The following is a 26,577-nucleotide window of genomic DNA, read 5'->3' as shown; positions in this document are numbered from 1 at the left end:
CATGCTCGCCCTCCTACAATGCGCAAATCGCATCATCGGAACGCGTCATGGAGCTGCATCAACTCGAAGCCTTTTCCGCGGTCATGTCGGCCGGCAGCGTGACCGGCGCGGGCGAGCTGCTCGGCCGCTCGCAGCCGGCCGTCACGCGGCAGATCCAGGAGCTCGAAGCCGATCTCGGCTACGCGCTGTTCGACCGGCACGGCCCGCGCGTCACGCCGACACGGCGCGCGTTCCTGCTCTATGAGGAAGTCGAACGCTCGCTGGTCGGCCTGCGTGCGATCGAGGCGCGCGCACGGGCGCTCGGCGATGCAACCGCCGAACCCGTCCGCATCGCGGCGACGCCTTCGCTTGCGGCCACGCTCGTGCCGGCCGCGCTCGCCGCATTGCCCGACGGCGCGCAGGCGCCGCACTATCAGTTGCGCAGCGAATCGGCCGAGCATGTCGTGCACGAGGTGCTGGCCGGCACGGCCGATGTCGGCGTCGTCACGCTGCCGATGGCGCATGCGGGGCTCGACGTGCACTGGATCGCGCAGACGCCGTGCGTCGCCGTGCTGCCCGCCGGCGACCCGCTCGCGGCGCAGCCTCGCATCGCGCTGCGCGATCTCGCGCGCCGCCGCATCGTGACGGTCGCGAACCGGCACCGGCTGCGTCAGCGGATCGACGCGGCATTCGCGGCCGCACGAGTCGACGCACGCGTGTTCATCGAAACCAATGCGTCGTTGAACGCGGTCATGGCCGCACGCGCAGGCATCGGGATCGGCATCGTCGATCCGGCGACGGGCGTCGCGCTGCCGGTGGACGGTGTCGTCGCACGCCCGCTCGACGTCGACATCCCGTTCGCGTTCGGCGTCGCGACGCCGGCCGGCAAGGCGCGTACGGCGGCCATCGATGCGCTGCTCGACACGCTGCACCGCACGACGCGCGCACTGCTCGAAGACGTGACCTTTCACGAAGCCGCCGCGCACGACGCGCTGCTGCGCGGCGACCGGCTGCGCACCGAGCGCCCGCCACGTACGACACGCACGACACGCACGACACGGTCGCGCCGCACACGCCCGGAGGCCGCATGACGACGCCACTCGACGCCCTCCACGCACTCGAAGCCCGTCTCGCGCAAGACCTGCGCTGGCTCGACCTGCCTGCGCCGTCGTGGGTGCCGCCGCGCGAAGTGGACGGCACACGCGTGCTCGACGTCGCGATCGTCGGCGGCGGCATGGCCGGGCTCGCCGCTTCCGCCGAACTGCGCCTGCTCGGCATCGACAACCAATGCGTGATCGACCGCGCGCCGGCCGGCTACGAAGGCCCGTGGGTCACGTTCGCGCGGATGGACACGCTGCGCTCGCCGAAGCAACTCGCGGGCCCCGCGCTCGGCCTGCCCGCGCTGACGTTCCGCGCCTGGTTCGAAGCGCAATACGGCCGCGACGCATGGGACGCGCTCTACAAGATTCCGCGCACGCAATGGATGGACTACCTGCGCTGGTACCGGCGCGTGCTCGACCTGCAGGTGCGCAACGACACCACGCTCGTCGCGCTACGTCCGCGCGACGACGGCCTGCTCGCGCTCGATGTGCGCGGCAACGGCGAAGCGCAGACGCTGCTCGCGCGGCACGTGGTACTCGCGACCGGCCGCGACGGGCTCGGCGGCCCGTATGTCCCGCCCGTCGCGCAACGTGCGCCGCGCACGCGCTGGGCCCATTCGTCCGAGCCGATCGACTTCGCGGCGCTCGCGGGCAAGCGCATCGGCGTGGTCGGCGCGGGCGCATCCGCGTTCGACAATGCGGGCACCGCGCTCGAAGCCGGTGCCGCGCGCGTCGACCTGTTCTTCCGCCGCGCGGACATTCCGCGCATCAACAAGCTGACGGGCATCGGCAGCCCGGGCCTCGTGCACGGCTACGCAGATCTCGACGACGCGACGAAGTGGCGCTTCATGCACTACGCGCTGACATCGCAGACGCCGCCGCCGCGCGACAGCGTGCTGCGCGTGTCGCGCCACGCACACGCGCATTTTCATGCGGGCAGCCCGATCGAGACGCTCGCCGAACACGCGGACGGCCTCGATGTGACGACACCGCGCGGGCGTTACACCGTCGACTTCCTGATCTTCGCGACCGGCTTTCATTCGGACTGGACGACCCGCGCGGAATTCGCGTCGTTCGGCGCGCAGGTGCGGCGCTGGAAGGATCGCTATCGAGCGGAACCGGGCACGTGGCTCGACGAGCTCGCCGAGTCGCCCGATCTCGGCCCCGCGTTCGCGTTCCAGGAGCGCGAGCCCGGCACGTGCGCGGCCATCACGCGGATCCACTGCTTCAACCATGCGGCGAGCCTGAGCCACGGCAAGCTGTCCGGCGATATCCCGGCCATCAGTGCGGGCGCGCAGCGGCTTGCGCGCGGCATCGCGAGCCGGCTGTTCGACGCCGACCGCGACCGCCACTACGACGCGCTCGTCGCGTATGCCAATGCGGAACTGCAAGGCGACGAATGGCGCGACGCCGATGCGTAAGCGCGCATCCATCGATCACATTGACGACGAAGGGACCCGAAACGATGACTGAATCCATCACGCCGGCCGATGCGCCGGACACGATCGACGCGATCGCCGGCCTGCGCGACGGCGACGCGGTCGCTGCGCTACGCCGCGCGCGCGACAAGGTGCTGCTGCATACGCGGCTGAGCGAAGCTGCGCTGTTCGATCCCGCGCTGCCGGATCTTTCGTTAATCGAACGATTGCATGCCGCACGCTATGTCGCGGAAAAATCGAACGCACGCGTGCTGGCAGACGCCTATCGCGCACGACTGGTCGACGCAGGCAGCACGCTCGACGATATCGCACGCGCGGACGCCGATGCGTTTGACCTGCTGCCTCGACGCATCGGCGCGATCCTTGCGCATGCACGACTGCTGACGCTCGCCCCTGTCGATGCGCGCCCGTCCGATCTCGACGCGCTGACGTCGGCCGGACTCACGACGCCCGCGATCGTCGCGCTGTCGCAGCTCGTGGCATTCGTCGCGTATCAGTTGCGTGTCGCCGTTGCCGCGCAAGCGCTTCAGGCACGTGCCGCCACGGAGGCCGCATGACGACGACCACCCACGGCTTCACGTCCGACACGCTCGGCTGGCGTGCCTGGCTCGACACCGTTTCGCTCGATGCCGCGACGCCCGACCAGCTTGCCGTGCTCGAAGCGAGCCACCCGCACGCGAAGACGTCCGACTATTACCTGCTGCTCGTCCATCTTCCCGAGATCCTGCGGCAACGCTCGGGCGTGTTCAACGCGATCATGTACGGCCCCGGCGGGTTGTCGCGCGCGGAGCGCGAACTGGCCAGCACGGCCGTGTCGCGCGTGAACGGCTGCGTGTATTGCGCTTCCGTGCATGCGCAGCGCTTCGCACAACTCGCGAAACGCACCGACGCGATCGAGCAGGTGTTCGACGATCCGGCGACGGCCGGCACGACGGCGCGCGAGCGCGCGATCATCCGTTACGCGATCGCGCTGACGGAGCGGCCCGATACGGTCGACGCGCGCGATATCGCCGCGCTGGAAGCCGAAGGGCTGACACATGAGGAGATTCTCGACCTGTCGCACGCGGTCGCGATCTTCGCGTGGGCAAACCGGTTGATGCTGACGCTGGGCGAGCCGGTATTTCCGGAGCCGGCGGCCCACGCCTGACCCTGCCGCGCGATTCGCCACCCGATTCGACGGAAACCGGCGCACGACGCTGCGCCGGCCCCACGCTCATGGCGCTCATCCACGATCAGGCATGGCGGGCGTTCGGCATGTCCGTCAGAACACGCCCGGAATCAGCCGGTACCGAACCCGGGCCCGGTACGCACGATAATCCGCGTCGTCCGACAACAGGCGCTCCTCCAGCATGATTCTCCCGATCTGCAACACCATCCAGACACTGATCGTGACCAGGTTTCGGGTACTGAAGTTGGCGAGCAGGAAACCGATTTCAGACAGCAGATAACCGGCGTAGATCGGGTGACGCACGAAGCGGTACGCACCGGTCGAGACGACGCCCCGATTCGCCGGCAGCAGACCGAACGAGCGCCCCAACGACAGCTTGGCGAACAATTGCAATGCGATCCCGGCAATTTGCCAGGTGCCCCCGGCCCACTCCGGAATCAGTTGCGTACTGGCGGTCAGCTGATAGGCGAGGCAATAGAACGAACCGCCAAGCGAAAAAAACACCGCGACGGGATGCCAGTCGCGCCGCCTCGGCAAGTTCGCAAACGCCGACAAGCCAACGGTCAGAACGGAGGAGACCAACAGCAGGATCAGCGTGATCCGGCTCGTATCCAGTCGCCACTGCAGAAAGAGCATATAAGCAAACACGCCCAGCACCGTCACCGACGACACGCGAGCGCCAAGCTCGATCAGACTGATCGGCTCCGATTCCCTTCCCGCAGCTGCGGCGTGCACTGTTGGCGTACTTTGCGAGCACGCTCCCCGCCCCCCTGCATCTTCTATCGCCTGTTTCATGTTATTGATTTGTCATTTATTGAGGGCTTTTTTATATTGCCGCTTCAGGCTAGCATGCCCGCCCCATTGGCGAGTGCCAAAGTTTTGACTTTCCGACGTTGATTGGTGTAATTCCCGAGTGCATCGGTCGAATGGCGATGCAGAAGCGAGGAGGTGCGCCCGTCCGCCCACCCGTTCGTGGTGCGTATCGGTCTGCACGCGGACGAAATCCGCTCCACCGCCCGGCCAACGATTGGCTTGTCCCCCCGGGGAAATGGGTCCGGATGCAGGCCATCCGTTGCGTAGTCGACGTGGCAACCGGACAAGGGTGCGACGCAGCACATTTCGCGCGGGTTCCTTTGCTTCGCCGCTGCGACGCGGCCGATCCATCCACGATCGAGCCTCCCGGCAGCAACCGGACCCACGCGGCCCCGCCCCTCGTCACGCCTTGTGCGTCGACAGCAGAATGCTCGTCTCGGTATTGGCGATCCCGTCGATCAGCCGGATCGCGCCGAGCACGCGATCGAAGTGCTCGAGCGAATCGGCATGCAGCTCGGCGACGAGATCCCAGCGCCCGTTCGTGCTGTGGATCGACGCGACGTTCGGATGCCCGCGCAGCACCTTCACCACTTCCGCGCCGCGATTGCCCTGCACGGCGATCGACATCAGCGCGCGGATCCGGTGCCGTTCCGCCGCCGGCTTGAGCCGCACCGTATAGCCGACGATCACGCCGTTTTTCTCCAGCCGCGTCAGCCGGTTCTGCACGGTCGCGCGCGCGACGCGCAATTCCTTCGCCAGCGCGACGACGGGCAGTCGCGCGTTGTCGCGCAGCAGTGCGATGAGCTGCCGGTCGACGTCGTCGAGCGTGATCATGAGCGGGCTTTCCTGTTGAGCGTGAACCGGCCGCCAGCGTGCCGGAGGCTGTGCATTCTGGCCACCGTGACTTAGTCAAATTGCCGGATCGGGCCAGCATTTTGGCAAGTCTATCGATAAATCTGCCACTTTTGCCGTCTTTTTGTTGGCTCGACTCACGGAAATAATGACGTTATCGACCGGCCAAACCGGCCGTGCCGCCGCTTTCCAGGCGGCCCGAGCCGAAGCACCGCCCGGTCGACCAGAACGCCAGGGACACCCGTACCGGCACTGAGAATACTGGAGACAAACGCATGACCCGCTTCCTCGACGTTCCCGCCACCGCCCGACTGATCGCTAGGACCGGCGTCACGACGTTCCTCCGCGAGCTCGTCGACACGCTGCGCGCCGATTACCTGCACTGGGCCGACTTCGACAAATCGCCGCGCGTCGCGTGCCACTCGCGCGACGGCGTGATCGAGCTGATGCCTGTCGCGAACGCATCGCTGTTCGCGTTCAAGTACGTGAACGGCCACCCCGTCAACGCCGCGCGCGGCATGCACACGGTGATGGCATTCGGCGCGCTCGCCGAAGTCGATACCGGCTACCCGCTGCTGCTTGCCGAACTCACGCTGACCACCGCGCTGCGCACGGCCGCCACGTCGGTGCTCGCCGCGCAGGCGCTCGCACGTCCCGACTCGCGCACGATGGCGCTGATCGGCAACGGCGCGCAGAGCGAATTCCAGGCGATCGCGTTCCACACGCTGCTCGGCATCGACGAAATCCGCGTGTTCGACGTCGATCCGCGCGCGACCGACAAGCTCGTGCAGAACCTCGCCGCGTACCCGGCGCTGCGCGTCGTGCGCGCCGCGTCGACCGCCGACGCCGTGCGCGGCGCCGACATCGTGACGACCGTCACCGCCGACAAGGCGTACGCGACGATCGTCACGGCCGACATGATAGAGCCCGGCATGCACCTGAACGCCGTGGGCGGCGATTGCCCGGGCAAGACCGAACTCGAAGCGGGCGTGCTGCATGCGGGCCGCGTGTTCGTCGAATTCGAGCCGCAATCGCGCATCGAGGGCGAGATCCAGCAGATGCCGGCCGACTTCCCCGTCACCGAGCTGTGGCGCGTGCTGCAGGGCGAGACGACCGGCCGCGAACGCGCGGACGAAGTCACGGTGTTCGACTCGGTCGGCTTCGCGCTCGAAGACTACTCGGCGCTGCGCTACCTGTATGCGCTCGCGCAGCAGCACAACGCGGGCGTCGAGATCGCGCTGATTCCGCCGGCCGTCGACCCGAAGAACCTGTTCGCACTGATCGACGACCCGGCCGCGATCGCGCAGGGTCACGCGGCGTACGTCACCGAAGCCGTCGCCGCGTTCGCGCGCTGACCGCGATGCCCGGGCGGCACGCACGCCGCCCGGTTTCCAGCCTTTCGTCCTTGCCTTCCATGAATCTCGTATCGATCCAGGCGCCGGCCGCCGTCGTGATGATCCGGCCGCACCGCTTCCTGCCGAACCCGCAGACCGCGGCCGACAACGCGTTCCAGCGCACGGCCGCCGACGGCACGCACGGCGCGGCATCCGTGTCCGCCGCCGCGCGCGACGAAGTCACGGCCGCCGCGCAGACGCTCGCCGACGCCGGCGTGCGCGTGCACGTGTTCGACGATCACGGCGAACGCGACACGCCCGATTCCGTGTTCCCGAACAACTGGTTCTCGACGCATCCGGGCGGCCACGTTGCGCTGTATCCGATGTTCAGCGCGAACCGGCGTCGTGAACGGCGCGCCGATATCGTCGAGATGCTGAAGACCGAGTATCGCGTGCAGGACGTGATCGATTATTCCGGGCTCGAATACGACGACGTGTTCCTCGAAGGCACGGGTGCGATGGTGCTCGACCACGTCGCGCGGATCGCGTACACCGCGCGTTCGCGCCGCGCCGATCCGGTCGCGCTCGAACGCTTCTGCACGAACTTCAATTTCGAACCGATCTGCTTCGATACGGCCGACGCCGACGGGCGGCCGATCTATCACACGAACGTGATGATGAGCGTCGCGACCGAGTTCGCGATGGTCGGCCTCGACCTCATCGCCGACAGCCGCCGTCGCGACGAGATCGCACAACGGCTGGCCGAAACGGGGCGCACGGTGATCGCGCTCGATGCGTCGCAGATCGCGAATTTCGCAGGTAATACGCTGGAATTGTCCGGCAAGGAGGGGCGTGTACTCGCGCTGTCGCGGCGCGCGTACGACTGCCTCACGCCGGTGCAGCGCGCGACGATCGAGCGTTCCGCACGCCTGCTGCCGCTCGACGTGCCGACGATCGAACTGGCCGGTGGATCGGTGCGCTGCATGCTGGCGGGGATTCATCTCGCGCGGCGCGCGGGCGCGGGCGCGCGCGACGCACACGACATCACGCCGGGCGAACCGCGATACGAACCGGCGCTGCCGGGCTGAACGACCCGCACGGCCGCCATGCCCGGCAGCGCCGGTCCGCGTGCGTCAGCCGCGCTGGGTGCTGAGCCGCAACCGGTTGTACACCACGCGCACGCCCGGCACCGCCTGCGCGGCCGCCACCGCGAGCGACACCTGGACGTTGTCCCGCACGGTCCCGGACAACGTCACGGCGCCGTCGCGCGCGCGCACGAGCATCCGGCTCGAATCGAGCCCGGCCACCCGGCTCAGCACGCGTGCGACGCGCTTCATCAACTGGCGGTCGGCGGCCTTGGCCGCCTTCGTTGCCTTTCCGGCCGTCGCGGCATCCGGCGGCGACACCGGCGCCGCGATCGACGCGCCTGCGTCATCGGCAGGCGTCTGCGCCGCCGCGGCGGCCATCACGAACATACCGGCCAGTGCCGCAATCGTGCGGCGAACGGGAATACGACGAACGCTCATTGCGCGCTCCTGAATGGAAGTGAATCAATGGACGCTTCGGCGCGGGCGACGCGACGGCCGCCCCGCGTCGAGCGCCCCGTCAGAACTGCGTGATCATGCCGATCGACACGCCGGTCACCGTTCGCCCGTCGGGCGTCAGGCTCAGCCCGGACACGTTGGTCGGGTCGCGCTTGTACGCGCCCGAAAAGCCGTTGCGGTCGAACTCCAGATAGAGCTCCGTGCGCTTCGACAGGAAATATTCGAGCATCGCGTAGGTGGTCAGCTTGCGGCCGTCGGCGCCGGACACGTTCTTCAGGTTGCTGGCGAAGTCGTAGTAGCCGGCGCCGGTGAACTGGAGGAACGGCGTGATCTGATAGACGAGCCCCAGCGACGGAATCCGGTCGCGCCGCTCGGGGCCGCCGGCGGAGGCTGCACTCACCGCGAGCGTGCTGTAGCTGAGGTAGGCACGCGCCGGCCCGATCTGCCAGGTCGCGCCGTTGATCGTCGATTGCGCCCACTGCGACGCCGATGCGTTGTAGGTCCGCTGAAACGCGGTCGCGAACACGAGCGTCTGATACTGATAGCTCGCGGCGAGCGCGTAGTTCATGTTCGCGCGCGAACTGCCCGCGACGCCGCCCGGCGAATAGCTGCCGCGCAGCGTGAAGCCGCCGAACCGGCCGACATACTTAATCGTATTGTTGAAACGCGCATCGAGCGTGAAGAAGTTGCCGCCCCAGACGATGCCCGGCACGGCCGCCAGCGACGGGCCCTGCGCGGAATTCGGGTCGAGCGTGACGCCGACGTCCTCGGCCGCGTTCAACTGGCGCCCGAGCGTCAGGCGCCCGAAGCCGCCCGACAGCCCGACGTATGCGTTCTTGGTAAAGAAGGTGCTGCTCGACACCAGCGCGCCATTGCCCGAAGAAAACGCACTCTGCAACACGAATACGGCCTTCAGCCCGCCGCCGAGATCCTCGGTGCCGCGTATGCCGAAGTAGTTTCCGGACACCGTGTTGTTGTCGAAACCGATCTGATGCCCGCCCTTCACGCCGTCGACCCACCGTACCCCGGCGCCGATGGTGCCGAACAACATCACGCTGGACTGCGCGTGTGCCCCGCCGGCGATCGTCATCGCGACACCGATCATTGCAGCTTTCTTCACGTCTCCTCCGTTATATTTGCACTACTGATTGATTGATCCGGTTCGAGCCGTATCGAACCGGATCGCGACACGTCGTCGAGCACTCCGCGACGTATCGCCCGGCATGCATCGCCGCGTCGCGATGCCCGGCTTGCCGGATTCGCCGATCCGGTTCGCCTCGCGAGCGAACCGGAGGCAGGCGACTATTCGCGCACGTCGCCGGGACGCGGCAGATTCACGACCGGAAACCGCACGCCCTTGGCCGACGGCAGCACGTCGGCCGTCTCCACCATCCAGCGCAGCAGGCGAGCGGCGAGCGCCGCCTCGATCGCCGCGTGCTCGGGCGCGCCGGCGAGATTGTTCATTTCGTGCGGATCGTCGCCGCGACGATAGAGTTCGGGGCTTTCATACAAACGCCACACGTAAGTCCAGTCGTGCGTGCGCACGACCGCCGCCTTGCCCACCGATTCCGGCTGCGCTTTCTGAAGGGCCGCCTTGACGTCGTACGGAAACGCCGCCCGCTCGAAATACTCGGCCTCATCGACCCGAAAACCGCCTTCGCTGAACGCGTACTCGCGATGCGCCGCGCCGGATTCCGTCAGGCACCGCGCAAAGCTTTTGCCGAAGTGCGCATGCGGCGCCTGCAGCCCGGCCAGCTGGAGCAGCGTCGGGAACACGTCGATCATCTCGACCATCGCATCCGAGCGCTCGCCTCGTACACCGCCCGCGCCGCCCGCACCCGACACGATCAGCGGAATGCGCAGCAGGCATTCATTGACGCCCGACGGCCACTTCTCCGCGAGCCCGAAATCGCCGAGATATTCGCCGTGATCCGAGAAGAACGTCGTCACCAGGCTGCCCGGCTCGGCCACCCGCTGCGCGGCGTCCATCACGCGGCCGACGTGATGATCGAGACGGGACACCATCCCGTAGTACACGGCGCGCAGCTCCCGCCACTGGCGCCCGGTCAGCCGGTCCCAGCCGTGCGCGCGCGCGAGCGCGTCGACGAACGCCGGCTGCGCGCCGTGCGCGGCGAGCGGCGGCGGCACCGCATCGCGATCGACCATCGAGAACCACGGCGCCTCGACCTCGAACGGCGGATGCGGCGCGAACAGCGGCACATAGAGCACCCACGGCCCCTGCGGCGGATTCTCAAGCCAGCGTTCGGCCGTGCGCACGACGACTTCGTCGTACTCGACCGCGGCCGCGTCGGCCGTCCGCTCGCCGCGATAGAACGCGCGCGTCATCGGGTCCGACGGGTCGCCCGCCGCCTTGCTGCGCAGGAATTCGGCCGCGCTGCTGCGCGTTTCCTCGGGCAGGAAACCGTGCTCGTGCATCGACAGCTCGGTCGCGCCCGCCGCGAACGAATCGCCGCGGCCGCCCGCCATCGCGACGTGATAGCCGTTGTCCTTGAACACGCGCAGAAAGCTCGGTTCGTCGGGGCCGAGCAGATATTCGAGCGTGCGGTGCCCGGCGACGTGCGGATACCAGCCGGACAGAAACGACACGCGCGACGGCGAGCACACGCTGTGCTGCCCGAACGCGTTGACGAAGGCGACGCCGTCGGCCGCGAGCCGGTCGAGGTTCGGCGTCTGCACGATCGTGTCCGGCTCGATCGCGTGTACGCAGTCGGCCCGCAATTGATCGGCGACGAAGATGATGAAATTCGGACGGGGTTGCATGATGAGAGGATCGTCAGGAAGTTATCGAACGGATTTCACGAACGCGATCGCGAGCGCACCGAGTGCGGTCACGACGCCGGCCGCCACGAACAGCGCGTCGTAGCGGATCGCGCCGCCGCTCGCGGTCAGCCACGGCGTGCACAGCGGCAGGATGATCTGCGGCACGACGTTGGCCAGGTGGAAGACGCCCATGTCCTTTGCGGCGGCATCGCGATCCGGCAGGACTTCGGTCACGAGGGCGAGGTCGACCGACAGATACGCGCCCTGCGCAATGCCGATCCAGGCCACCACCGCGATGAACTGCGCAAACGAATCGCAGGCCAGCAACGTCGGCAGGCCGAGCGCGAGCCCCACGCCCGCGCCGATCACGAACGGCTTGCGGCGCCGCAACCGGTCGGACAACCGGCCGAACGCAAGCGCGCTGAGCGTCATCGTCGCGGTCGCGACGAGCAGGCTGACGAACATCGCGTGCGGCGCATCCTGCTGCGAGAGTCCGAGCCGGTCCCGCAGGAAGAACAGCAGATAGGTCTGCAGGCTCGTCACGCCGAACAGCACCAGCGCGCGCGACAGCCACGCGAACCCGAAATCCGGATGGCGCACCGGGTTGGTCCAGAAACTCGACACCAGCATCCGCCAGTCGGGCCGGGTCACGCGCCCCGCCGCGAGCCGCCGGTCGTCCGCGAACACGACGAAGCCGAGCACGGTCGCCGCGACGAGCGCGCCCTGCACCCACGCGACGGTGACGAGATCCGGCGCGAAGCGGCGCGTGATCCACATGCCGACCAGGATGCCGACGGGCGGCGTGAAGCCGACGATCGACGAATAGAAGCCGAGCTTTTCGCGCGGCACCTGATCGGGAATCACCGCGTTCAGGCCGCTCAGCGTCGCATTGAACGCGAGCGCCGTCAGCGCCCAGCCGAGCGCGAGCTGCCACGGCGTGCGCGCACCGACGATCACGGCCATCGCCGCGATGCCGGCCACCATCCCGCCCAGGATCCACGGCTTGCGCATCCCCCAGCGGCTGCGCGTATGGTCGCTCAGCACGCCGAACACCGGCTGCGCGACGAGCCCGGCGATCGCGCCGATGCCGAGCGCGTGCGCCAGCACGCTCGCCTTGTCGGCCGGCGCGATGCGCTCGGCCATCATCGGCAGGATCACCATCGGATACGGCAGCAGCGCAAGCCAGATGCCGACGAACGCGATCGTCAGCGTCACGCCGAGGTACCTGCTGCTCCGTTTGCCGCTCGCCGCGGCCATGCAATCGTCCATCTCGTCTCCGTTCACTGTGATGTGCGCGCGCCGCCGTGGTGCCGCGCTTCAGCGGCCGAACGCACGCGCGTCGAGCCGCACGTCGCCGACCAGCACCGGATCGGTGGCCGCCCGGGCGAGCACGACGCGATACGTGCCGTCGTCGATGCGCCACTGCCCGATGCGGCCGTCGAACCGCGCAAGCAGCCGCGGATCGACCGTCATCGCCAGTTCCGCCGATTCGCCCGCGCGCAACGTCACGCGCTCGAAACCAAGCAGGCGCATGCGGCCCATGCCGCAGGCATGGGTCAGGTAGATCTGCGGCACGTCGTCCCCGTCGCGCGCGCCGACGTTCGTCACGCGGAAATGGGCCCGCACGGTGTCGCCGCCCGTCAGCCGCAGATCGTCGTACGCGAACGTCGTGTAGCCGAGCCCGAAGCCGAAACCGAAGCGCGGCGGCTCGCCCGTCTTCGCGAACCAGCGATAGCCGACCTCCGCACCCTCGTGGTAATGCACGTCGATCGGCGTGCCGAGCTCGACGTCCGCGCCCGGCAAAGCCGGATGCGGCGTATGCGCGATGTCCGCCGGGAACGTGACGGGCAGGCGCCCCGACGGATTGACGCGGCCGGTCAGGATCTCGGCCAGCGCCTGTGCGCCCGCCTGCCCCGGATACCACGCCTGCACGATCGCGGCCACGTCGCCGGCCCACGGCATCGCGACCGGGTTGCCCGTCTGCAGCACGACGACGACGTTCCGGTTCGCGCCCGCCAGCGCTTCGATCAGCGCATCCTGCCCGAACGGCAGCGACATGTCGGGACAGTCGAAGCGCTCGCCTTCGTGACGGATCGCGTGGACGATCACGACGTCGGCGCGGCGCGCGAGCGCGACGGCGTCGGCGACGTGCGCGCCGCTGTCGAACTCGATGACCGCGTCCGGCAGCATGGCGCGCAGCGCGCCCAGCGGCGAGGCGCCGCCGATGCAGAGCGCGGTCGGACCGAGCAGCGGATGGCTGCGCATCGGCACCACCGCGGCGTAGCCGCCGGCCGGCATGACCTGGCTGGAGCCGGACCCGGATACCACGCCCGCCTGCGCGAAACCGCCGATCACGGCGATCCGCCGGCGCTCGGGCGCGAGCGGCAGTACGCGCTCGTTCTTCAGCAGCACGATGCCTTCGCGCGCGATCTGCAGCGCAACCGCGCCATGCGCGTCGAAATCGACCGGCTCCGGCGCCCGTTCGCGATCGATCCCGATCGCGTAGCACGAACGCAGGATGCGCCGGACCATCTCGGCGATGCGCTCGCGCGGCACCTTGCCGGCGTCGTACGCGCGCCGCAGCGGCTCGTTGAACCATTCGGCCTCGTCGAGCTGCGCGCCCGAGTGCTGATCGAGGCCCGCGAGCGCGAACTCCCAGCCGTACACCGCGCGCCAGTCGGACATGATCCAGCCCCGGAATGCCATCGCGTCCTTGACGACGTCCTGCAGCAACGCCCGGTTGCCGCTCGCGTATTCGCCGTTCACAAGGTTGTAGGCCGCCATCAGCGCGCCGGGCCGGCCGCCCTCGATCGCGAGCTGGAACGCGAGCAGATCGCTCTCGCGATGCGCGTCGGGATCGATGACGGCGTTCAGGAAGAACTTGTTGGTCTCGGTCGCATTGAGCGACACGTGCTTGAGCAGCGCAATCACACCCTCGCGCTGCGTGCCGTCGACGACGTTCGCGCCGATCCGGCCGGACAGCAGCGGGTCCTCCGACACGTACTCGAAGTTGCGGCCGTTGCGGACGTCGCGCACCAGGTTGATGCCGCCGCCGAGCGCGACGTTGAAGCCGCGCGCGCGCGCTTCGCGGCCGACCGCCTCGCCCATGCGGCGCGCCAGCGCCGGGTTGAAGGTCGCGCCGAGCGCGAGGCCGGCCGGGAACGCGGTCGCGCGCTCGCCCGGCGTTTCGGTGTGCCGCAGGCCGAGGCTCGCGTCGGCGAGCTTCAGCGCCGGCACGCCGAGCCGCGGCACGCCCGGCACGTAGCCCGCGATCACCGGCAGATCGGCCGGCACGCGCGGCTCGCGGCCGCTGCGGCCGAACACCCGGATCATCAGGCTGTAGAGCAGCGAAAAGCGCTCGTCGTCGGTCATCCGGGCTTCGGTCTCCCGCGCACGCGCGTCGGGGCAGGCTGACGCGTCGGGCGCGCCGTGCGGCTCCGTGAGACCGGCGTCGGGCGACGCGATGCGTTCGTGAGACAGGCTGGTGGGTATCGACATGGCGTGGCTTCGATCGTCTCCGCAAAATCGCGGACATCCAATAATTATCCGAGTGGATAATTATTTTTTGGAATGACCTGCGCTGTCAAGCGATCGCCATGAAAAGCGGCGCGGGGTTTTCCCGGACCCCGGTACGCGCCGGAGACACCGTATCGACGCCGAATGAAGTGCGGGAACACGGCCCGTTGCGGCCGATGCGGCCGGACGGCACAATCGACGGGTTCGATCGAGGAAAGGAAACATGCAGATTGCCCGTCAGGCACAACAGGAACGCAGCGAGCAAACCCGCTCGGAGATTCTGGGCATCGCGCTCGAGCAGTTCTCGACGCGCGGTTTCGATGCGGTCAGCGTGCGGGACATCGCCGATGCGGCTGGCGTGAATCACGCGATGATCCGCTACTACTTCGGCAACAAGGAGAACCTGTGGCGCGCCAGCGTGACGCAGCTGTTCGACCGGTTCATGGACGGCGTCGCGTTGCCGGACCCGGCGTCGGACACGTTTTCGATGGATGCCGTCAAGCAGTACATCCGCAACTACGTGCGCTATTGCGCGGCGCACCCCGAACACGCGCGGCTGATGATGCAGGAAGCGAATCGCGATTCGGAGCGGCTGAAATGGATGGCCGAAACGTTCGTGCGGCCGCGCCACGACCGCTCGGTCCCGCTGATCCGCTACGTCAGCGAAACGACCCGGGGGCTCGCGTCGATCGAGCCGGTCCAGTTGCTGTACATGATCACGGCCATCGCGCAGGTGCCCTATCTGCTGACGGCCGAAATGCGCTATGCGCACGGCATCGACGCACTCGATGAAAAGGCGATCGACGCGCACTGCGAGAGCGTCGTCGCCTTCATCTTCCGCTGAGCCCGCGCGCGCCGCCGCCGTCCGCTGGCAGGCTCACCCGGCCAGCAGCTTCAACCCCGCCGGCAGCGTTTCGCCGAACACGCGCACCGTGTCGGCTTCGTCGAACGCGATCGCTTCGCGCACCATGTCGATCCACGCCATCGACGCATTCGCGGCCGACAGGCGCTTGATCACGGCCTCGCGTGTGTCGTCCGGCAGGTCGCGCGAACGGTCCCCGGTCATCCGCGCAATCTGTGCGGCCGCGAACGCTGCGGGTTCGACCTGCTTCCAGTCGAGCGTGAACAGCGCATCGAGCCAACCCTTCGCAGCTTCCGCCGGCACGACACTGTGCGCGCTCCCGTAGAACGGCCGCCGCGCGCCGATGCGCCCGAGCGCCCACGCACACAGCGCACGCTCGCCCGGCTTCTGCAACTGCGCGATCAGCCGCTCAGCCAGCTCGACCTTGCGCTCGACCGGCAGCCGCTCAAGCGACGCGGACAACCGCGTCATGTCGGCCGGCCCGACCTTGCCCGGATCGAACGGCAGCTTGCGCCGCTTGTCATCGGTCGGTTCGAGGAACGCGATTGCGTCGCGCACCTGTGTCTGCGCATCGTCGTCGAGGCCGCCGGCCACGCGCCGCCACAGCGTCCACCACTCCGACCACACCTGCCCGTCGGTCACGTATTGAATCCCGTCGTCGAACAGCGGCCACAGTTGCTCGATCCGCCACGCATCGAGCGGATGGCCGAAGCCCGGACGCAGGCAATAGCCGGCAAGATTCAGCCACGCACGTTCGTGATCGGCCGAGCGCCGCCGCCGCCGTGCGCGCGCGAGCAACGCGTCGAACAATTCGCGCGCGAGCGCGACGTCCCAGTCTTCGCGCGCACCGAGCACCTGTTCGAGCTGCGCGCGCAGCCGGCGCGTGTCTTTCGGCGTGACGCCGGCGGCCTTGCTACCGAACGAGCGCTCGATCAGTTCGATTGCCTGGTCAAGCCGCGGATGCCGCGCGAGTGCAGCGTCATCACCCTGCGCGGGCGCATCGCCACGCAACTGGAATTCGAGCCGCCAGCGGCGCGCCGCATCGTCGGTCGCGATGCAGTGCATTTCGAGCGTGCCGACCTCGGTCAGCGTCGCGGTGAGCTTCACCGGCGTTTCGCGCGCATCGCCGCCCGCTTTTGCGTCGACGACCGTCGCAATCGGCGGCAGCCGCACGAAATCGCCGCCGTCGAGATCGACGAGATCGCCGGGCCGGTACGCCGTCTCGGCCACCGTCGACACGAGGTGGAAACGCACCGGCTGCCCGAGTTGCAGCGCGAACGTCCGATCGTCGAGCCGGATCTCGTGGCCCTCTTCCGTGCCGTGCGGCAGCAGGCAGACGCCGCGTGCGGCCGCGTCTGCGGCGCCATCGTCGAGTACGAGGAAATAGCTGCGCGCGGACCCGCCGCCGATGCGCGGCGCATGCCCCGCACGCGCGAGCCCATAGGCCACCGCGCCGCGCGCGACCGCCACATCCGGATGCGCGTTGTGCAGCACGTCGAGCGGCGCGCCGCGCCACGCGCCGAGCGTCTGCGCGAGACGGCCGGCGAGCGCACCCGCGCGGAACACGCCGCCGTTGAGCAGCAGCGTGTCGGGCAGCGGGCCTTCCTCATGACGATTCAGGAACGCGGCGACGTGGCGCGTCACGGCCGCGTCGCTCGCATACGGCAGCCCGAATTCAACGATCGCGGCGCGCGCACGGCGCGGCAGTTCGCCGGCTTCGACCCGCGGAAAGAAACCTTCGACGACGATCTGCTCGACTTCCTGCCGTGTCAGCTCGGCCGAACGCGCGCCGCCGACGAGCTTGCTGCCCGCGCCGAGCAGCGTTACGTTGACGGATTCGGGGGCATCGTCGCCGAGCAGCCGCTCCTTCGCCGCACGGCAACGCTCGACGAGCTGCGACAGGCTCGCGGCGGACAGCCGCGTGCCGGGCTCGGTCAGCCGCGACTCGACCAGCCGCGCGAGCGCGAGGTCCATGTTGTCGCCGCCGAGCATCAGGTGATTGCCGACGCCGACGCGCGTGAAGGTCGGCTCGCCATCGTCGCCCGGCGCGACATCGACGAGCGTGAGGTCGGTCGTGCCGCCGCCGACGTCGCAGATCAGCACGCGCCGCGCGGCGGCAAACGTGTCGCGCAACGTCTCGCGCTGGCCGTACAGCCAGTCGTAGAACGCGGCCTGCGGCTCTTCCAGCAGCCGCAGCGCGGGCAGCTTCGCGCGTCGCGCGGCCTCGACCGTCAGTGCGCGCGCGCCGTCGTCGAACGACGCGGGCACCGTCAGGATCACGTCCTGCTTCGCGAGCGGCGCATCGGGAAAACGTGCGTCCCACGCGTCGCGCACGTGTGCGAGATAGCTCGCGCTGGCATCGACCGGCGACACCTTGTCGACGCCGTCGGCCGCGCCCCACGGCAGGATCGCCGCGAGCCGGTCGACCGACGCGTGCGACAGCCAGCTCTTCGCGCTCGTGACGAGCCGGCCCGGCACCTGCGCGCCGAGCGTGCGCGCGTAGCGGCCGATCACGGCCGGCGTCGCACCGGCCGCGTTCGCTTTCGCGTGGGCGGCCCACGGCAGCCGCAGCGTCTCCGGCGGCAGCTCGCCCGCCGCCGGGTGATAGCGCACCGACGGCAGCAGCGGCTGCGCGGCCACCGCGCCGGGGCCGACCAGCTGCTCGACGTCGAACACGCGGATCGCGTCGGAACCGGCCTCGACGTACGCGACGACCGTATTGCTGGTACCGAGGTCGATCCCGACCGTATAGCGCTTCATCGCGCTCAGGCGGCGCCGCGCACGTCGAACTCGACCTTCCAGCGCTCGTTCGTGCCGCTCGGGATCGCCTCGAGTTCGAGCGTGCCGGCTTCGGTCACGCGCGCATGCAGCTTCACCGGCACGACCTCACCGACCGTGCGCCCTTCGGCGGGCAGCGTCGCCTGGATTTCCTCCAGCTCCTGCAGCTCCTCCGGCGACCAGTAGTCGAGCAGCGTGCCGACCTGATCCTGGCGGCGCACCGACGAACCGAAGAAGCGGAACTGCACCGGTTCGCCGACGACGAGGCCGAACTCCTGCGGCGGCAGCGCCGCGTCCGAGCCCTCCTCCATCCCGAACGGTGCGACGCACAGCGCCTGCACCGGCGGTTCGAGCCCCGGCACCGCGGGCATCGCCGATTCGATCGCGACGTAGTACGCGCGCGCCGTGCCGCCGCGAATGCGCACGCCACGGCCGCGCTTCACGAAGCCGTAGTACGCCGCGCCGCGTGCGACCGCGAGATCGAGATCCGCGCCTTCCAGCAGGCGGGCCGGCGGCGCGCCTTCAGCGGCGAGCCAGCTGTTGAGCGTATCGAGCACGCGCTGCGTGAGCAGCGTCGACTTGAACACGCCGCCGTTGAACAGCACGGCGGTCGGATGCAGGAACGTCGCGCCCGGCGGCAGCGTGCGCTGCACGCCTTCGAGCGAGTCGAGCGCCGCGACCTGGCGGCCGAGGAACGCCGCGAGATGGCGCGTGATGCCCGCGTCCTGTGCATACGGCAGGCCGAGCTGCGTCAGGCCGACGCGCGCGCGGCTCACCGGGCGCGCGGCTGCGTCCACCTGCGGGAAGAAGCCTTCGAGGATCGTCTGCGTGAGTTCCGCGCGCGTCAGCTCCGTACGGATCGAGCCGCCGATCAGTTTCGAGCCGCGGCTCGGCACGACGAGCGGCACCGCGTCGGTCGTCGGGTCGGACAGCAGCGTTTCCTTCGCGGAACGGCACGCGTACGTGAGCGCGCGCAGTTGCCACGGATCGGCCTGCGTGCCCTGCTGCGCGAGCTTGCGCGCAACGATATGCGCAAGCGCGAGGTCCATGTTGTCGCCGCCGAGCAGGATGTGCTCGCCGACCGCCACACGATGCAGCTCGAGATTGCCTTCGCGCTCGACCACCGCGATCAGCGACAGGTCGGTCGTGCCGCCGCCGACGTCGACGCACAGGATCAGGTCGCCGACCTGCACCTGCTTGCGCCAGCCGCCCTGGCTCTTCTGGATCCAGCTGTACAGCGCGGCCTGCGGCTCTTCGAGCAGCGTCATCCGCGAGTAGCCGGCGGCGCGGGCGGCCTCGGCCGTCAGTTCGCGCGCGGCCGGGTCGAACGATGCGGGGATCGTGACCGTCACGTCCTGGTCGGCGAACGGCGCGTCGGGATGCGTGTGGTCCCACGCTTCGCGCAGGTGCGTCAGGTAGCGGATCGAGCTTTCCAGCGGCGACACGCGCGACACTTCCGGCGGCGCATCGCTCGGCAGGATCGCCGCGCGGCGGTCGACGCCCGGGTGGCACAGCCAGCTCTTCGCGCTCGACACGAGGCGGATCGGCGTGCCGGCGCCGCGGGTGCGCGCCATCTCGCCGACCGCGAAGGCGCGCGAGGCCGTCCATGGCAGCGTCAGGTCGCCCTGCGTCAGTTCGCTTTCATGCGGCAGGTAGAGGAACGACGGCAGCAGGTCGCGCGACTCCAGCGCGCCGGGCGCGGTGAGCTGCGCGATCGGCAGCACCTGCTGCGTGATGGTTTCGCCGTCGCTCGCGGCGCTGTCGACATACGACAGCGCGCAGTGGGTCGTACCGAGATCGATACCGATCGAATAGCGCGGATCGCTCACAGTTCCACCTCCGCCGGTGCGACGACCGATGCGTCGTTGCTGCCCGTCAGCTTCGGCAGGCGCACGTCGGCCACTCGCCAGCCACGATGGCTGACCGTGCCCGTGAACGGCGCGGAGCCGACCACGTTGCCCGTCACGCGCACGGCCGTCGCGTCGAAACCGGCCGGCAGCGTCACGCGGCTGCCTTCGGCTTCGTCGCGCACCGGCACGATCGTGAAGTGTTCGCGCAACGCGGCACGGCAGCCGTCGTGCACGAGGCGCGCGGCCGCGCCGATGTCGGCGTCCGCGTAGCCGGCGATGTCTTCCTCGACGAAGTCGATGAAGCGCGCATCGCGCTGCAGCAGGCCGAGCAGTTGCAGGGCGGCCTGCGGGGTCGCTTCGCGCAGCTCGGGTGCCGGCGCCTTCACGGGCGCGGCGGCAGGCGCCGGGGCCGGGGCGGCAGCGGGCGCCGGCGCGCCATCGCGCACGCGCAGCACGCAGGCCGCAAACTCGCGGTTGCCGAGCACGGAGAAGAACGTCCCGACGGCAAGCGACAGCCGGCCGAAGAAGGACAGGTTGGATTCGGGCATGAGGTCTGGACTCCTGTGGGCTCGCGACATGGCGAGCGATCTTGCCTGGGCGCCCGGCGGCGGCGTGCGGATTGCGCACTGCCGCCGCCCGGCGCGTGATTCGGTCGCGCCCTCGCGGGTGCGGAAAACCCGTATTTTGCCCTGTGGCGGGCGAACCGGGCAGAAGTTGGGGGACAGAACGTTGCGACGCAGCGGTTTCGGCCGTGCCGGATCGCACGTCGGCCACGCTCGGCCGCGATGCTGCGGCGCGTCAGCGCGGCTTGCGCCGCCGGGCCGCCTTCGCTTCGAATTCGCGCGACAGCATGCCGAGCGTGACTTCGCCGAAGCGGGCCAGCAGCGTCGTCTCGGCCTCTTTCAGCGTCGCCGACAGGTGTGCGTTGACGGCCTGCTCGACCAGGCATTCGGCCTCGTCGTCGGTGACGAGATCGGAGAACAGCGGCGGCTCACCCACCGCGCGATAGACGTCGAGCAGCGTGATGTCGTCGAGCGCGACACTCAGCACCCATCCGCCGCCATGCCCCTTCTCCGACTGCACGTAGCCGCGGTCGCGCAAGCCGCCGAGCAAGCGCCGCACGACCACCGGATTCGTGCACAGCATCGTCGCGATCGCTTCGGACGTCATCGGGCCGTCGACCTGGTCCATGTGGATCAGCGCATGCAGCATGCGCGACAAGCGACTGTCGGTTCTCACAAGCGGCGCTCCCCTCTCTCGAAACTTTTGAAGTTGCGTGAATGATACCATCGCCCTATCATGCAACTTCTCGTGTTTCATGAGTTGGGTTGGCCGTGATCGGAACACGTCCGTCATTCACGCAGGTTCAGGAAAGGAGAAGGTGCATGCATGACCGTCATGAAGTGATCGTGATCGGCGGCAGCTTTGCGGGGCTGTCGGCCGCGATGCAGCTTGCGCGGGCGCGCCGCCGCGTGCTCGTGATCGACGCCGGCCGGCCGCGCAACCGCTTTGCCGCGCACGCGCACGGCTTTTTCGGGCAGGACGGCAAGCCGCCCGCGCAGATCGTCGACGAAGCCGCCGCGCAACTCGCCGCGTATCCGACCGTGCGGCGCATCGCGGGCGACGTACGCACGGCCGGGCGCGCTGCGGACGGCCGCTTTCACGTGACGCTGGCCGACGGCAGCCGTGCGAGCGCCGACCGGTTGATCCTCGCAACCGGCATCCGCGACGAACTGCCGGCGCTGCCGGGGCTCACGGAACGCTGGGGCGTCAGCGTGCTGCATTGCCCGTATTGCCATGGGTACGAGGTGAGCGGCCAGCGGCTCGGCGTGCTCGCCACGCATCCGCTATCCGTGCATCAGGCGATCCTGATTCCGGATTGGGGCCCGACGACGTGGTTCACGCAGGGCGTGGCCGAAGCGAACGACGAAGAGACCGTGTTGCTCGAGGCGCGCAGCGTACGCATCGAGCGGTCGCCGGTCGTTGAAATCCTGGGCGATGCGCCGCGTATCGAAGCATTGCGGCTCGCCGACGGGCAGGTCGTGCCGATCGATGCGCTGTTCGTCGGTGCGCGCACGGCCATGGCGAGCGATCTCGCGCAGCAGCTCGGCTGCGCATTCGACGACGGGCCGCTCGGCCCGGTCGTTCGCGTCGATGCGGGGAAGCAGGCGAGCGTCTCCGGCGTATTCGTTGCGGGCGACGCATCGACACCGATGTCCAACGCGACGTTCGCGTCGGCGTCCGGTGTGATGGCCGGGGTCGCCGCGCACCGGTCGCTGATTTTCGGGCTCGACCGGTAACGGTGCGTGGCGCCGCGGGCTGTATCGTTCGAAGCGGCGACGCGATCCGATTCGATACGCGGTCACCGCGATCCGCATCCCCATCCGCATCGATGGATTCGCGTCGCGATGTGCGGTTTAATGCTCGGCACATCCAGCATTAAGAGACATGAAATGCTCGACCTCGACGACCTTCGACTCGTGCGCGCGATCGGCACGTCGCGCTCGCTGGCCTCGGCCGCGCGGCTGCTCGATCTCACGCCGCCCGCGGTCACGATTCGCCTGCAGCGGATGGAAGCGCGCTTGAACGCACGGCTCGCCGTGCGGCAGCCGAAAGGGATCGCGTTGACCGACGAAGGGCAACGGCTGTACCAGGAGGCCGTCGACATTCTCGAGCGCGTGGAGGCGCTGCCGGTCAGCATCTCGGGCGACCACGGCGACGTGCGCGGCACGCTGCGTGTCGTCGCTCCGCTCGGCTTCGGGCGAAAGTACGTCGCGCGGATCGTGCGCGACGTGCAACGCGCGCATCCGAAGCTCGACATCGCGCTCCACCTGTCGGAGAGCCCGTTGACCGGCGCGTCGGGGGCCGACGTGGTCGTTCACGTCGGCAGCCTCAAGTCGTCGTCGTGGATCGGGTATCCGCTCGCGCCCAACGCGCGCTTTCTGTGCGCGAGCCCGGCCTATGCACGCCGCCTCAAGGAACTGAACCATCCGTCCGACCTGGCCCGCTACGACTGCCTGTGCCTGCGCGAGAACGACGAGGACATCCCGCGATGGCGCTTCTCGCAAGGCGGCGACGTCAAGGGCGAGCCGAGGCGGTCCGCCGTGATCCGCGTCACCGGCGCGCTGTCCTCCAACGACGGCACCGTCATCACGGAATGGGCGCTGGCCGGCCTCGGGATCGTCGAACGCTCCGAGTGGGACGTCGCCCCGCTGCTGGCGAACGGCAGGCTCGTCCGCTTGCTGCCCGACTGGCATCTGCCGCCCGCGCCGGTGACGGCGCTGCTGCCGTCGCGCACCGGCCGCTCCGCGCGGCAACGGGTGTTTCTCGAAGCCGCGACGCGGTTTCTGAGCCCGCCGCCGTGGCGCGGCAAGGCGTGAGCCGCGCCACGACCCTCACGACTCGATCGATTAAGCGGCGTTTAATGCCGGATTAGCCATGCGTTAAACACGGGGCCCGTCGACGCCCCTACAGTGTCCGCATCGGCAACCCTCCGAGGCAACGCATCGTGGACCTTCAAACCCTCAACACGCCGGCCGCCCTGATCGACGTCGGCCGCATGCGTCACAACATCGGCCGCATGCAGGCGCATCTGGACGCGCTCGGCGTCAGGTTCCGGCCGCACGTCAAGACCACCAAATGCGCGCACGTCGCCGATGCGCAGATCGCAGCGGGCGCGCAGGGCATCACGGTGTCGACGCTCAAGGAAGCCGAACAGTTTTTCGCGCACGGCATCCGGGACATCGTCTACGCGGTCGGCATCGTGCCCGCGAAGCTGGGCCAGGCGCTCGCGCTGCGCCGGCAAGGTTGCGACCTGAAGCTGGTCGCCGACAGCCTGCCGGCCGCGCACGCGATCGCCGAGTTCGGGCATGCGCACGGCGAGCGCTTCGACGTATGGATCGAAGTCGACGTCGACGGCCACCGCTCCGGGATTCCTCCCGAGGCCGACCTGCTGATCGACGTGGGCCGCGCGCTGGTCGACGGCGGGATGGCGCTCGGCGGGGTGCTGGCGCACGCGGGCTCCAGCTACGAATACGACACGCCCGAAGCGCTGGCGGCAATCGCCGAGCAGGAACGCAGCCGCACCGTGCGGGCGGCGGAGCGCCTCCGGGCCGCCGGGCTGCCCTGCCCGGTCGTGAGCATCGGCTCGACACCCACCGCCCTCGCGGCGCAACACCTCGACGGCGTCACCGAGGTGCGCGCCGGCGTGTACGTGATGTTCGACCTCGTGATGCACAACATCGGCGTGTGCGACCTGGCCGACATTGCGCTGTCGGTGCTGACCACCGTCATCGGGCACCAGGAAGAGAAAGGCTGGGCGATCGTCGACGCGGGCTGGATGGCGATGAGCCGCGACCGCGGCACGCAGCGCCAGGCGCGCGATTTCGGCTACGGGCAGGCCTGCACCGAACACGGCGACGTGCTCGGCGACTACGTGATGAGCGCCGCCAACCAGGAGCACGGGATCGTGTCGCGCGCGGGCTCGCCCGACTCCGGCATCGCGCAACGATTTCCGATCGGCACCCGCCTGCGCATCCTGCCGAATCACGCGTGCGCCACCGGCGCGCAACATCCCGAGTATCAGGCCATCGGCGAAGACGGCGGCGCGCAGACGTGGCCGCGCTTCTATGGGTGGTGAATCCAACCGCGCGTCCACGCCGCGCCACCGATTAATTGACTATTTATCCAAATCTGGACAAAATTTAAACTTCCCTCCCCGATTCGCCTTGCACCGGAAAGGCCAACCCGACATGCCGACAGACGCCCGACTCCTGCTTCTCGACCGCGACGCCGTCGAACCCGCCCTCCAGGCCCCGCAAGTAACGGCGGCGGTTCGCGAAGCCTTCGTGCTGCACAGTCAACGGGCCGGACGCGTGTTCCCGGTGGTTCGCGAGAAGCTGCACACCGGCGGCGTGTTCGGCATCAAGTCGGGCGACGTCGCGTGCCAGGATCTGCTCGGTTTCAAGGCGGCCGGGTTCTGGCCCGGCAACCGGGCGCTCGGCGGCGAACCGCATCAGGCCACCGTCGCGCTGTTCGACCCGGCCACGGGACGCCCGCTATGCATCATGGACGGCAATGCGATCACCACCGCGCGAACCGGTGCGGCCGGCGGCCTCGGGCTGCAACTGCTCGCGCGTCGCGACAGCACGCGAATCTGCGTGTTCGGCACGGGCGTGCAGGCACGGGTCCAGCTCGACTACGCGCTCGCGCTGCTGCCGCAACGGTGCACGGTGCAGTACGTGAACGTCAGCGGCGAACCGGATCCGGTGTTCGAATCGGCCTTCCGGGAACGATGCACGATCGGCGTGGCCCGCGACCAAAACGACGCGGTGGCCGACAGCGACGTGGTCATCACGGCAACGCCGGGCGGCGGCGCGCTGTTCGATGCGGATGCGGTTCAGCCGGGCACCCACCTGACCTGCGTGGGCGCCGACACCGCCGGCAAGCGCGAGCTTCCGGCAGGCGTGCTGGCACGCGCGCGCATCGTCGTGGACGATCACGATCAGGCGCGCAGCATTGGCGAATGCCAGTGGGCGCCGGATTTGCCACGCACGGAAATCGGTGACATCCTCACCGGAACCGCGTCGGTCGAGCGCGCACCGCACGAGATCACCGTCTTCGACATGACCGGGCTCGCGCTTCAGGACCTGACCGTCGCACGCTTCCTGTATCAGCAGGCCCTCGAAAACGGCACCGGAATCGCCATTCCGTGGCCCTGGTAAACGAAATTCCCCGTCAATCGCCATGCGTCTCACCCAAGTTTCCGCCCTCTCGTTCGACCTGGACGACACCCTGTGGCCGTTCGGGCCGGCCGTCGTACGGGCCGAAGCCGCCCTCCGCGCGTGGCTGATCGAGCATGCGCCCGGTACCGCGAGCGTGCTGCCCACGCAGCAGGCGCTGAGCGAGCTACGTGAGGAATACGAACGATTGCGCCCCGGGCTCGCCGGCGACTTCCGCGCGATGAGAATCGGCTCGATCAGGCTGGCGCTGGAGCGTGCGAACGAAGATACCGCGCTCACCGAGCATGCGTACGCCGCCTTCTATGCCGCACGCAACCGGGTCGAATTCTATGAAGATGCGCTGCCGGCACTCGCGTGGTTGAGCGCGCGCTTCCCGTTGATCGCGGTGACCAACGGCAACGCGGATCTTCAGTTGACCGGCGGCGGCGAATTCTTTCGTACGACGCTCAGCGCACAGGCGTTCGGAGTCGCGAAGCCGGAGCCCGGGATCTTCCATGCGGCGGCGCAAACGCTCGATGTGCGGCCGGCGGAATTGCTGCATGTCGGCGACGACTATCACCTCGATATCGTCGGCGCATTGAACGCGGGACTTCAGGCAGCGTGGGTGGTGCGCGATACGCATCCGGAAACGGAGTGTGTTCAGCAGCAGGCCGCGACGCCGCACCTCACACTCAGCGACCTGTCGATGCTGTGTCGCGCGCTCGGCGGGCCTGACACCGTAGCGTGAGCGCCTGCGTGCGTCACACTCGCGACGCACGCTTCCCCGCCATGACACGCGGCTGACCACCGTTCACCGATGACGCAAATGGAACGACCGGCC

Annotated in this window: 23 protein-coding genes; 12 read left to right on the top strand and 11 right to left on the bottom strand. The window is 68.9% G+C overall.

Going from position 1 to position 26,577, the window contains the following annotated elements; all coding sequences use genetic code 11:
* Positions 1-47 precede the first annotated feature (47 nt).
* Genes QZM67_RS14540 through QZM67_RS14525 form a run of 4 tightly spaced genes read left to right on the top strand, consistent with a single transcriptional unit; the run spans position 48 to position 3,665 of the window.
* A complete protein-coding gene (locus QZM67_RS14540) occupies positions 48-1,070 on the top strand; it encodes a LysR family transcriptional regulator (protein ID WP_301804149.1) in 1,023 nt (340 codons plus the stop codon).
* On the top strand, positions 1,067-2,500 hold the full coding sequence (locus QZM67_RS14535) for an NAD(P)-binding domain-containing protein (protein ID WP_301804147.1): 1,434 nt from the start codon (positions 1,067-1,069) through the stop codon (positions 2,498-2,500). The genes QZM67_RS14540 and QZM67_RS14535 overlap by 4 nt, the downstream gene beginning before the upstream one ends.
* 44 nt (positions 2,501-2,544) lie before the next feature.
* Positions 2,545-3,075, top strand: a complete 531-nt coding sequence (locus QZM67_RS14530) for a CMD domain-containing protein (protein ID WP_301804146.1) — start codon at positions 2,545-2,547, stop codon at positions 3,073-3,075.
* Positions 3,072-3,665 (top strand): peroxidase-related enzyme, encoded by a 594-nt coding sequence (locus QZM67_RS14525; protein WP_175025789.1) that lies wholly within the window; start codon positions 3,072-3,074, stop codon positions 3,663-3,665. Before QZM67_RS14530 ends, QZM67_RS14525 begins: the two co-directional genes overlap by 4 nt.
* A 114-nt stretch (positions 3,666-3,779) precedes the next feature.
* Here QZM67_RS14525 and QZM67_RS14520 read toward each other — a convergent pair whose 3' ends face one another.
* Together QZM67_RS14520 and QZM67_RS14515 are read right to left on the bottom strand one after the other, a co-directional pair.
* Complete coding sequence (locus QZM67_RS14520) at positions 3,780-4,322, bottom strand: isoprenylcysteine carboxylmethyltransferase family protein (protein ID WP_301804297.1); 543 nt, start codon at positions 4,320-4,322, stop codon at positions 3,780-3,782.
* A gap of 579 nt (positions 4,323-4,901) precedes the next feature.
* Positions 4,902-5,333 carry an Lrp/AsnC family transcriptional regulator gene (locus tag QZM67_RS14515; RefSeq protein ID WP_006479718.1) on the bottom strand — a complete coding sequence of 144 codons (432 nt, stop codon included), beginning with the start codon at positions 5,331-5,333 and terminating at the stop codon, positions 4,902-4,904.
* A gap of 293 nt (positions 5,334-5,626) precedes the next feature.
* On the opposite strand from QZM67_RS14515, the gene QZM67_RS14510 reads away from it, so the two are divergent.
* Positions 5,627-6,706, top strand: coding sequence for an ornithine cyclodeaminase (locus QZM67_RS14510; RefSeq protein ID WP_175025791.1), 1,080 nt, complete (start codon positions 5,627-5,629; stop codon positions 6,704-6,706).
* A 59-nt stretch (positions 6,707-6,765) separates the two neighbouring features.
* Entirely contained in the window at positions 6,766-7,773 is a 1,008-nt protein-coding gene (gene ctlX / locus QZM67_RS14505) for a citrulline utilization hydrolase CtlX (RefSeq protein ID WP_301804144.1), read from the top strand.
* A 45-nt stretch (positions 7,774-7,818) separates the two neighbouring features.
* On the opposite strand, the gene QZM67_RS14500 is transcribed toward ctlX, so the two are convergent.
* The 5 genes from QZM67_RS14500 to QZM67_RS14480 form a co-directional block, all read right to left on the bottom strand.
* Positions 7,819-8,211, bottom strand: coding sequence for a BON domain-containing protein (locus QZM67_RS14500; RefSeq protein ID WP_301804141.1), 393 nt, complete (start codon positions 8,209-8,211; stop codon positions 7,819-7,821).
* A 79-nt stretch (positions 8,212-8,290) separates the two neighbouring features.
* Positions 8,291-9,349, bottom strand: coding sequence for a porin (locus QZM67_RS14495; RefSeq protein ID WP_301804139.1), 1,059 nt, complete (start codon positions 9,347-9,349; stop codon positions 8,291-8,293).
* 182 nt (positions 9,350-9,531) lie between these two features.
* Entirely contained in the window at positions 9,532-11,010 is a 1,479-nt protein-coding gene (locus QZM67_RS14490; RefSeq protein ID WP_301804136.1) for a sulfatase-like hydrolase/transferase, read from the bottom strand.
* A 21-nt stretch (positions 11,011-11,031) separates the two neighbouring features.
* The gene (locus QZM67_RS14485) at positions 11,032-12,279 is read right to left on the bottom strand and encodes an MFS transporter (RefSeq protein WP_301804133.1); all 1,248 of its coding nucleotides are present in this window, start codon (positions 12,277-12,279) and stop codon (positions 11,032-11,034) included.
* Positions 12,280-12,327: 48 nt separating this feature from the next.
* Positions 12,328-14,508 carry a beta-glucosidase gene (locus QZM67_RS14480; RefSeq protein ID WP_301804131.1) on the bottom strand — a complete coding sequence of 727 codons (2,181 nt, stop codon included), beginning with the start codon at positions 14,506-14,508 and terminating at the stop codon, positions 12,328-12,330.
* A 241-nt stretch (positions 14,509-14,749) separates the two neighbouring features.
* Here QZM67_RS14480 and QZM67_RS14475 point away from each other — a divergent pair, with 241 nt between their 5' ends.
* Entirely contained in the window at positions 14,750-15,370 is a 621-nt protein-coding gene (locus QZM67_RS14475; protein WP_175025796.1) for a TetR/AcrR family transcriptional regulator, read from the top strand.
* Between the two features lie 33 nt (positions 15,371-15,403).
* Here the strand turns inward: QZM67_RS14475 and QZM67_RS14470 are convergent, their stop codons facing one another.
* From QZM67_RS14470 to QZM67_RS14455, 4 genes are all read right to left on the bottom strand, one after another.
* Positions 15,404-18,148 (bottom strand): Hsp70 family protein, encoded by a 2,745-nt coding sequence (locus tag QZM67_RS14470; RefSeq protein ID WP_301804130.1) that lies wholly within the window; start codon positions 18,146-18,148, stop codon positions 15,404-15,406.
* Between the two features lie 5 nt (positions 18,149-18,153).
* A complete protein-coding gene (locus QZM67_RS14465) occupies positions 18,154-19,995 on the bottom strand; it encodes an Hsp70 family protein (RefSeq protein ID WP_043178326.1) in 1,842 nt (613 codons plus the stop codon).
* Complete coding sequence (locus tag QZM67_RS14460; protein WP_301804128.1) at positions 19,992-20,564, bottom strand: DUF2760 domain-containing protein; 573 nt, start codon at positions 20,562-20,564, stop codon at positions 19,992-19,994. Before QZM67_RS14460 ends, QZM67_RS14465 begins: the two co-directional genes overlap by 4 nt.
* A gap of 250 nt (positions 20,565-20,814) precedes the next feature.
* Positions 20,815-21,255 (bottom strand): Rrf2 family transcriptional regulator, encoded by a 441-nt coding sequence (locus QZM67_RS14455; RefSeq protein WP_043178330.1) that lies wholly within the window; start codon positions 21,253-21,255, stop codon positions 20,815-20,817.
* A gap of 146 nt (positions 21,256-21,401) precedes the next feature.
* Between QZM67_RS14455 and QZM67_RS14450 the strand changes: the two genes are divergently transcribed.
* The 5 genes from QZM67_RS14450 to QZM67_RS14430 all read left to right on the top strand — a co-directional run bounded on the left by QZM67_RS14450 (position 21,402) and on the right by QZM67_RS14430 (position 26,484).
* Positions 21,402-22,316 carry an NAD(P)/FAD-dependent oxidoreductase gene (locus QZM67_RS14450; RefSeq protein WP_301804125.1) on the top strand — a complete coding sequence of 305 codons (915 nt, stop codon included), beginning with the start codon at positions 21,402-21,404 and terminating at the stop codon, positions 22,314-22,316.
* Positions 22,317-22,436: 120 nt separating this feature from the next.
* Positions 22,437-23,396: a LysR family transcriptional regulator gene (locus tag QZM67_RS14445; protein WP_043178335.1), complete on the top strand. Its 960-nt coding sequence runs from the start codon at positions 22,437-22,439 to the stop codon at positions 23,394-23,396.
* A gap of 128 nt (positions 23,397-23,524) precedes the next feature.
* The gene (locus QZM67_RS14440; protein WP_301804123.1) at positions 23,525-24,655 is read left to right on the top strand and encodes a DSD1 family PLP-dependent enzyme; all 1,131 of its coding nucleotides are present in this window, start codon (positions 23,525-23,527) and stop codon (positions 24,653-24,655) included.
* 112 nt (positions 24,656-24,767) lie between these two features.
* A complete protein-coding gene (locus tag QZM67_RS14435) occupies positions 24,768-25,739 on the top strand; it encodes an ornithine cyclodeaminase family protein (protein WP_301804294.1) in 972 nt (323 codons plus the stop codon).
* Positions 25,740-25,761: 22 nt separating this feature from the next.
* On the top strand, positions 25,762-26,484 hold the full coding sequence (locus tag QZM67_RS14430; protein ID WP_301804121.1) for an HAD family hydrolase: 723 nt from the start codon (positions 25,762-25,764) through the stop codon (positions 26,482-26,484).
* Positions 26,485-26,577: the final 93 nt, after the last annotated feature.

Source organism: Burkholderia sp. AU45251, assembly GCF_030482905.1.
Lineage (GTDB): Bacteria > Pseudomonadota > Gammaproteobacteria > Burkholderiales > Burkholderiaceae > Burkholderia > Burkholderia aenigmatica.
This window is presented reverse-complemented; position numbering and strand designations above follow the sequence as displayed.

Excerpts from the sequence above, each read along its gene's own strand:
- QZM67_RS14530 (WP_301804146.1), top strand. The coding sequence starts at position 2,545 with ATGACTGAATCCATCACGCCGGCCGATGCGCCGGACACGATCGACGCG.
- QZM67_RS14480 (WP_301804131.1), bottom strand. The coding sequence starts at position 14,508 with ATGTCGATACCCACCAGCCTGTCTCACGAACGCATCGCGTCGCCCGAC.
- QZM67_RS14445 (WP_043178335.1), top strand. The coding sequence starts at position 22,437 with ATGCTCGGCACATCCAGCATTAAGAGACATGAAATGCTCGACCTCGAC.
- QZM67_RS14475 (WP_175025796.1), top strand. The coding sequence starts at position 14,750 with ATGCAGATTGCCCGTCAGGCACAACAGGAACGCAGCGAGCAAACCCGC.
- QZM67_RS14510 (WP_175025791.1), top strand. The coding sequence starts at position 5,627 with ATGACCCGCTTCCTCGACGTTCCCGCCACCGCCCGACTGATCGCTAGG.
- QZM67_RS14520 (WP_301804297.1), bottom strand. The coding sequence starts at position 4,322 with ATGCTCTTTCTGCAGTGGCGACTGGATACGAGCCGGATCACGCTGATC.
- QZM67_RS14525 (WP_175025789.1), top strand. The coding sequence starts at position 3,072 with ATGACGACGACCACCCACGGCTTCACGTCCGACACGCTCGGCTGGCGT.
- QZM67_RS14430 (WP_301804121.1), top strand. The coding sequence starts at position 25,762 with ATGCGTCTCACCCAAGTTTCCGCCCTCTCGTTCGACCTGGACGACACC.
- QZM67_RS14450 (WP_301804125.1), top strand. The coding sequence starts at position 21,402 with ATGCATGACCGTCATGAAGTGATCGTGATCGGCGGCAGCTTTGCGGGG.
- QZM67_RS14500 (WP_301804141.1), bottom strand. The coding sequence starts at position 8,211 with ATGAGCGTTCGTCGTATTCCCGTTCGCCGCACGATTGCGGCACTGGCC.
- QZM67_RS14485 (WP_301804133.1), bottom strand. The coding sequence starts at position 12,279 with ATGGACGATTGCATGGCCGCGGCGAGCGGCAAACGGAGCAGCAGGTAC.
- QZM67_RS14515 (WP_006479718.1), bottom strand. The coding sequence starts at position 5,333 with ATGATCACGCTCGACGACGTCGACCGGCAGCTCATCGCACTGCTGCGC.
- QZM67_RS14535 (WP_301804147.1), top strand. The coding sequence starts at position 1,067 with ATGACGACGCCACTCGACGCCCTCCACGCACTCGAAGCCCGTCTCGCG.
- ctlX (WP_301804144.1), top strand. The coding sequence starts at position 6,766 with ATGAATCTCGTATCGATCCAGGCGCCGGCCGCCGTCGTGATGATCCGG.
- QZM67_RS14460 (WP_301804128.1), bottom strand. The coding sequence starts at position 20,564 with ATGCCCGAATCCAACCTGTCCTTCTTCGGCCGGCTGTCGCTTGCCGTC.
- QZM67_RS14490 (WP_301804136.1), bottom strand. The coding sequence starts at position 11,010 with ATGCAACCCCGTCCGAATTTCATCATCTTCGTCGCCGATCAATTGCGG.
- QZM67_RS14435 (WP_301804294.1), top strand. The coding sequence starts at position 24,768 with ATGCCGACAGACGCCCGACTCCTGCTTCTCGACCGCGACGCCGTCGAA.
- QZM67_RS14470 (WP_301804130.1), bottom strand. The coding sequence starts at position 18,148 with ATGAAGCGCTATACGGTCGGGATCGACCTCGGTACCAGCAATACGGTC.
- QZM67_RS14540 (WP_301804149.1), top strand. The coding sequence starts at position 48 with ATGGAGCTGCATCAACTCGAAGCCTTTTCCGCGGTCATGTCGGCCGGC.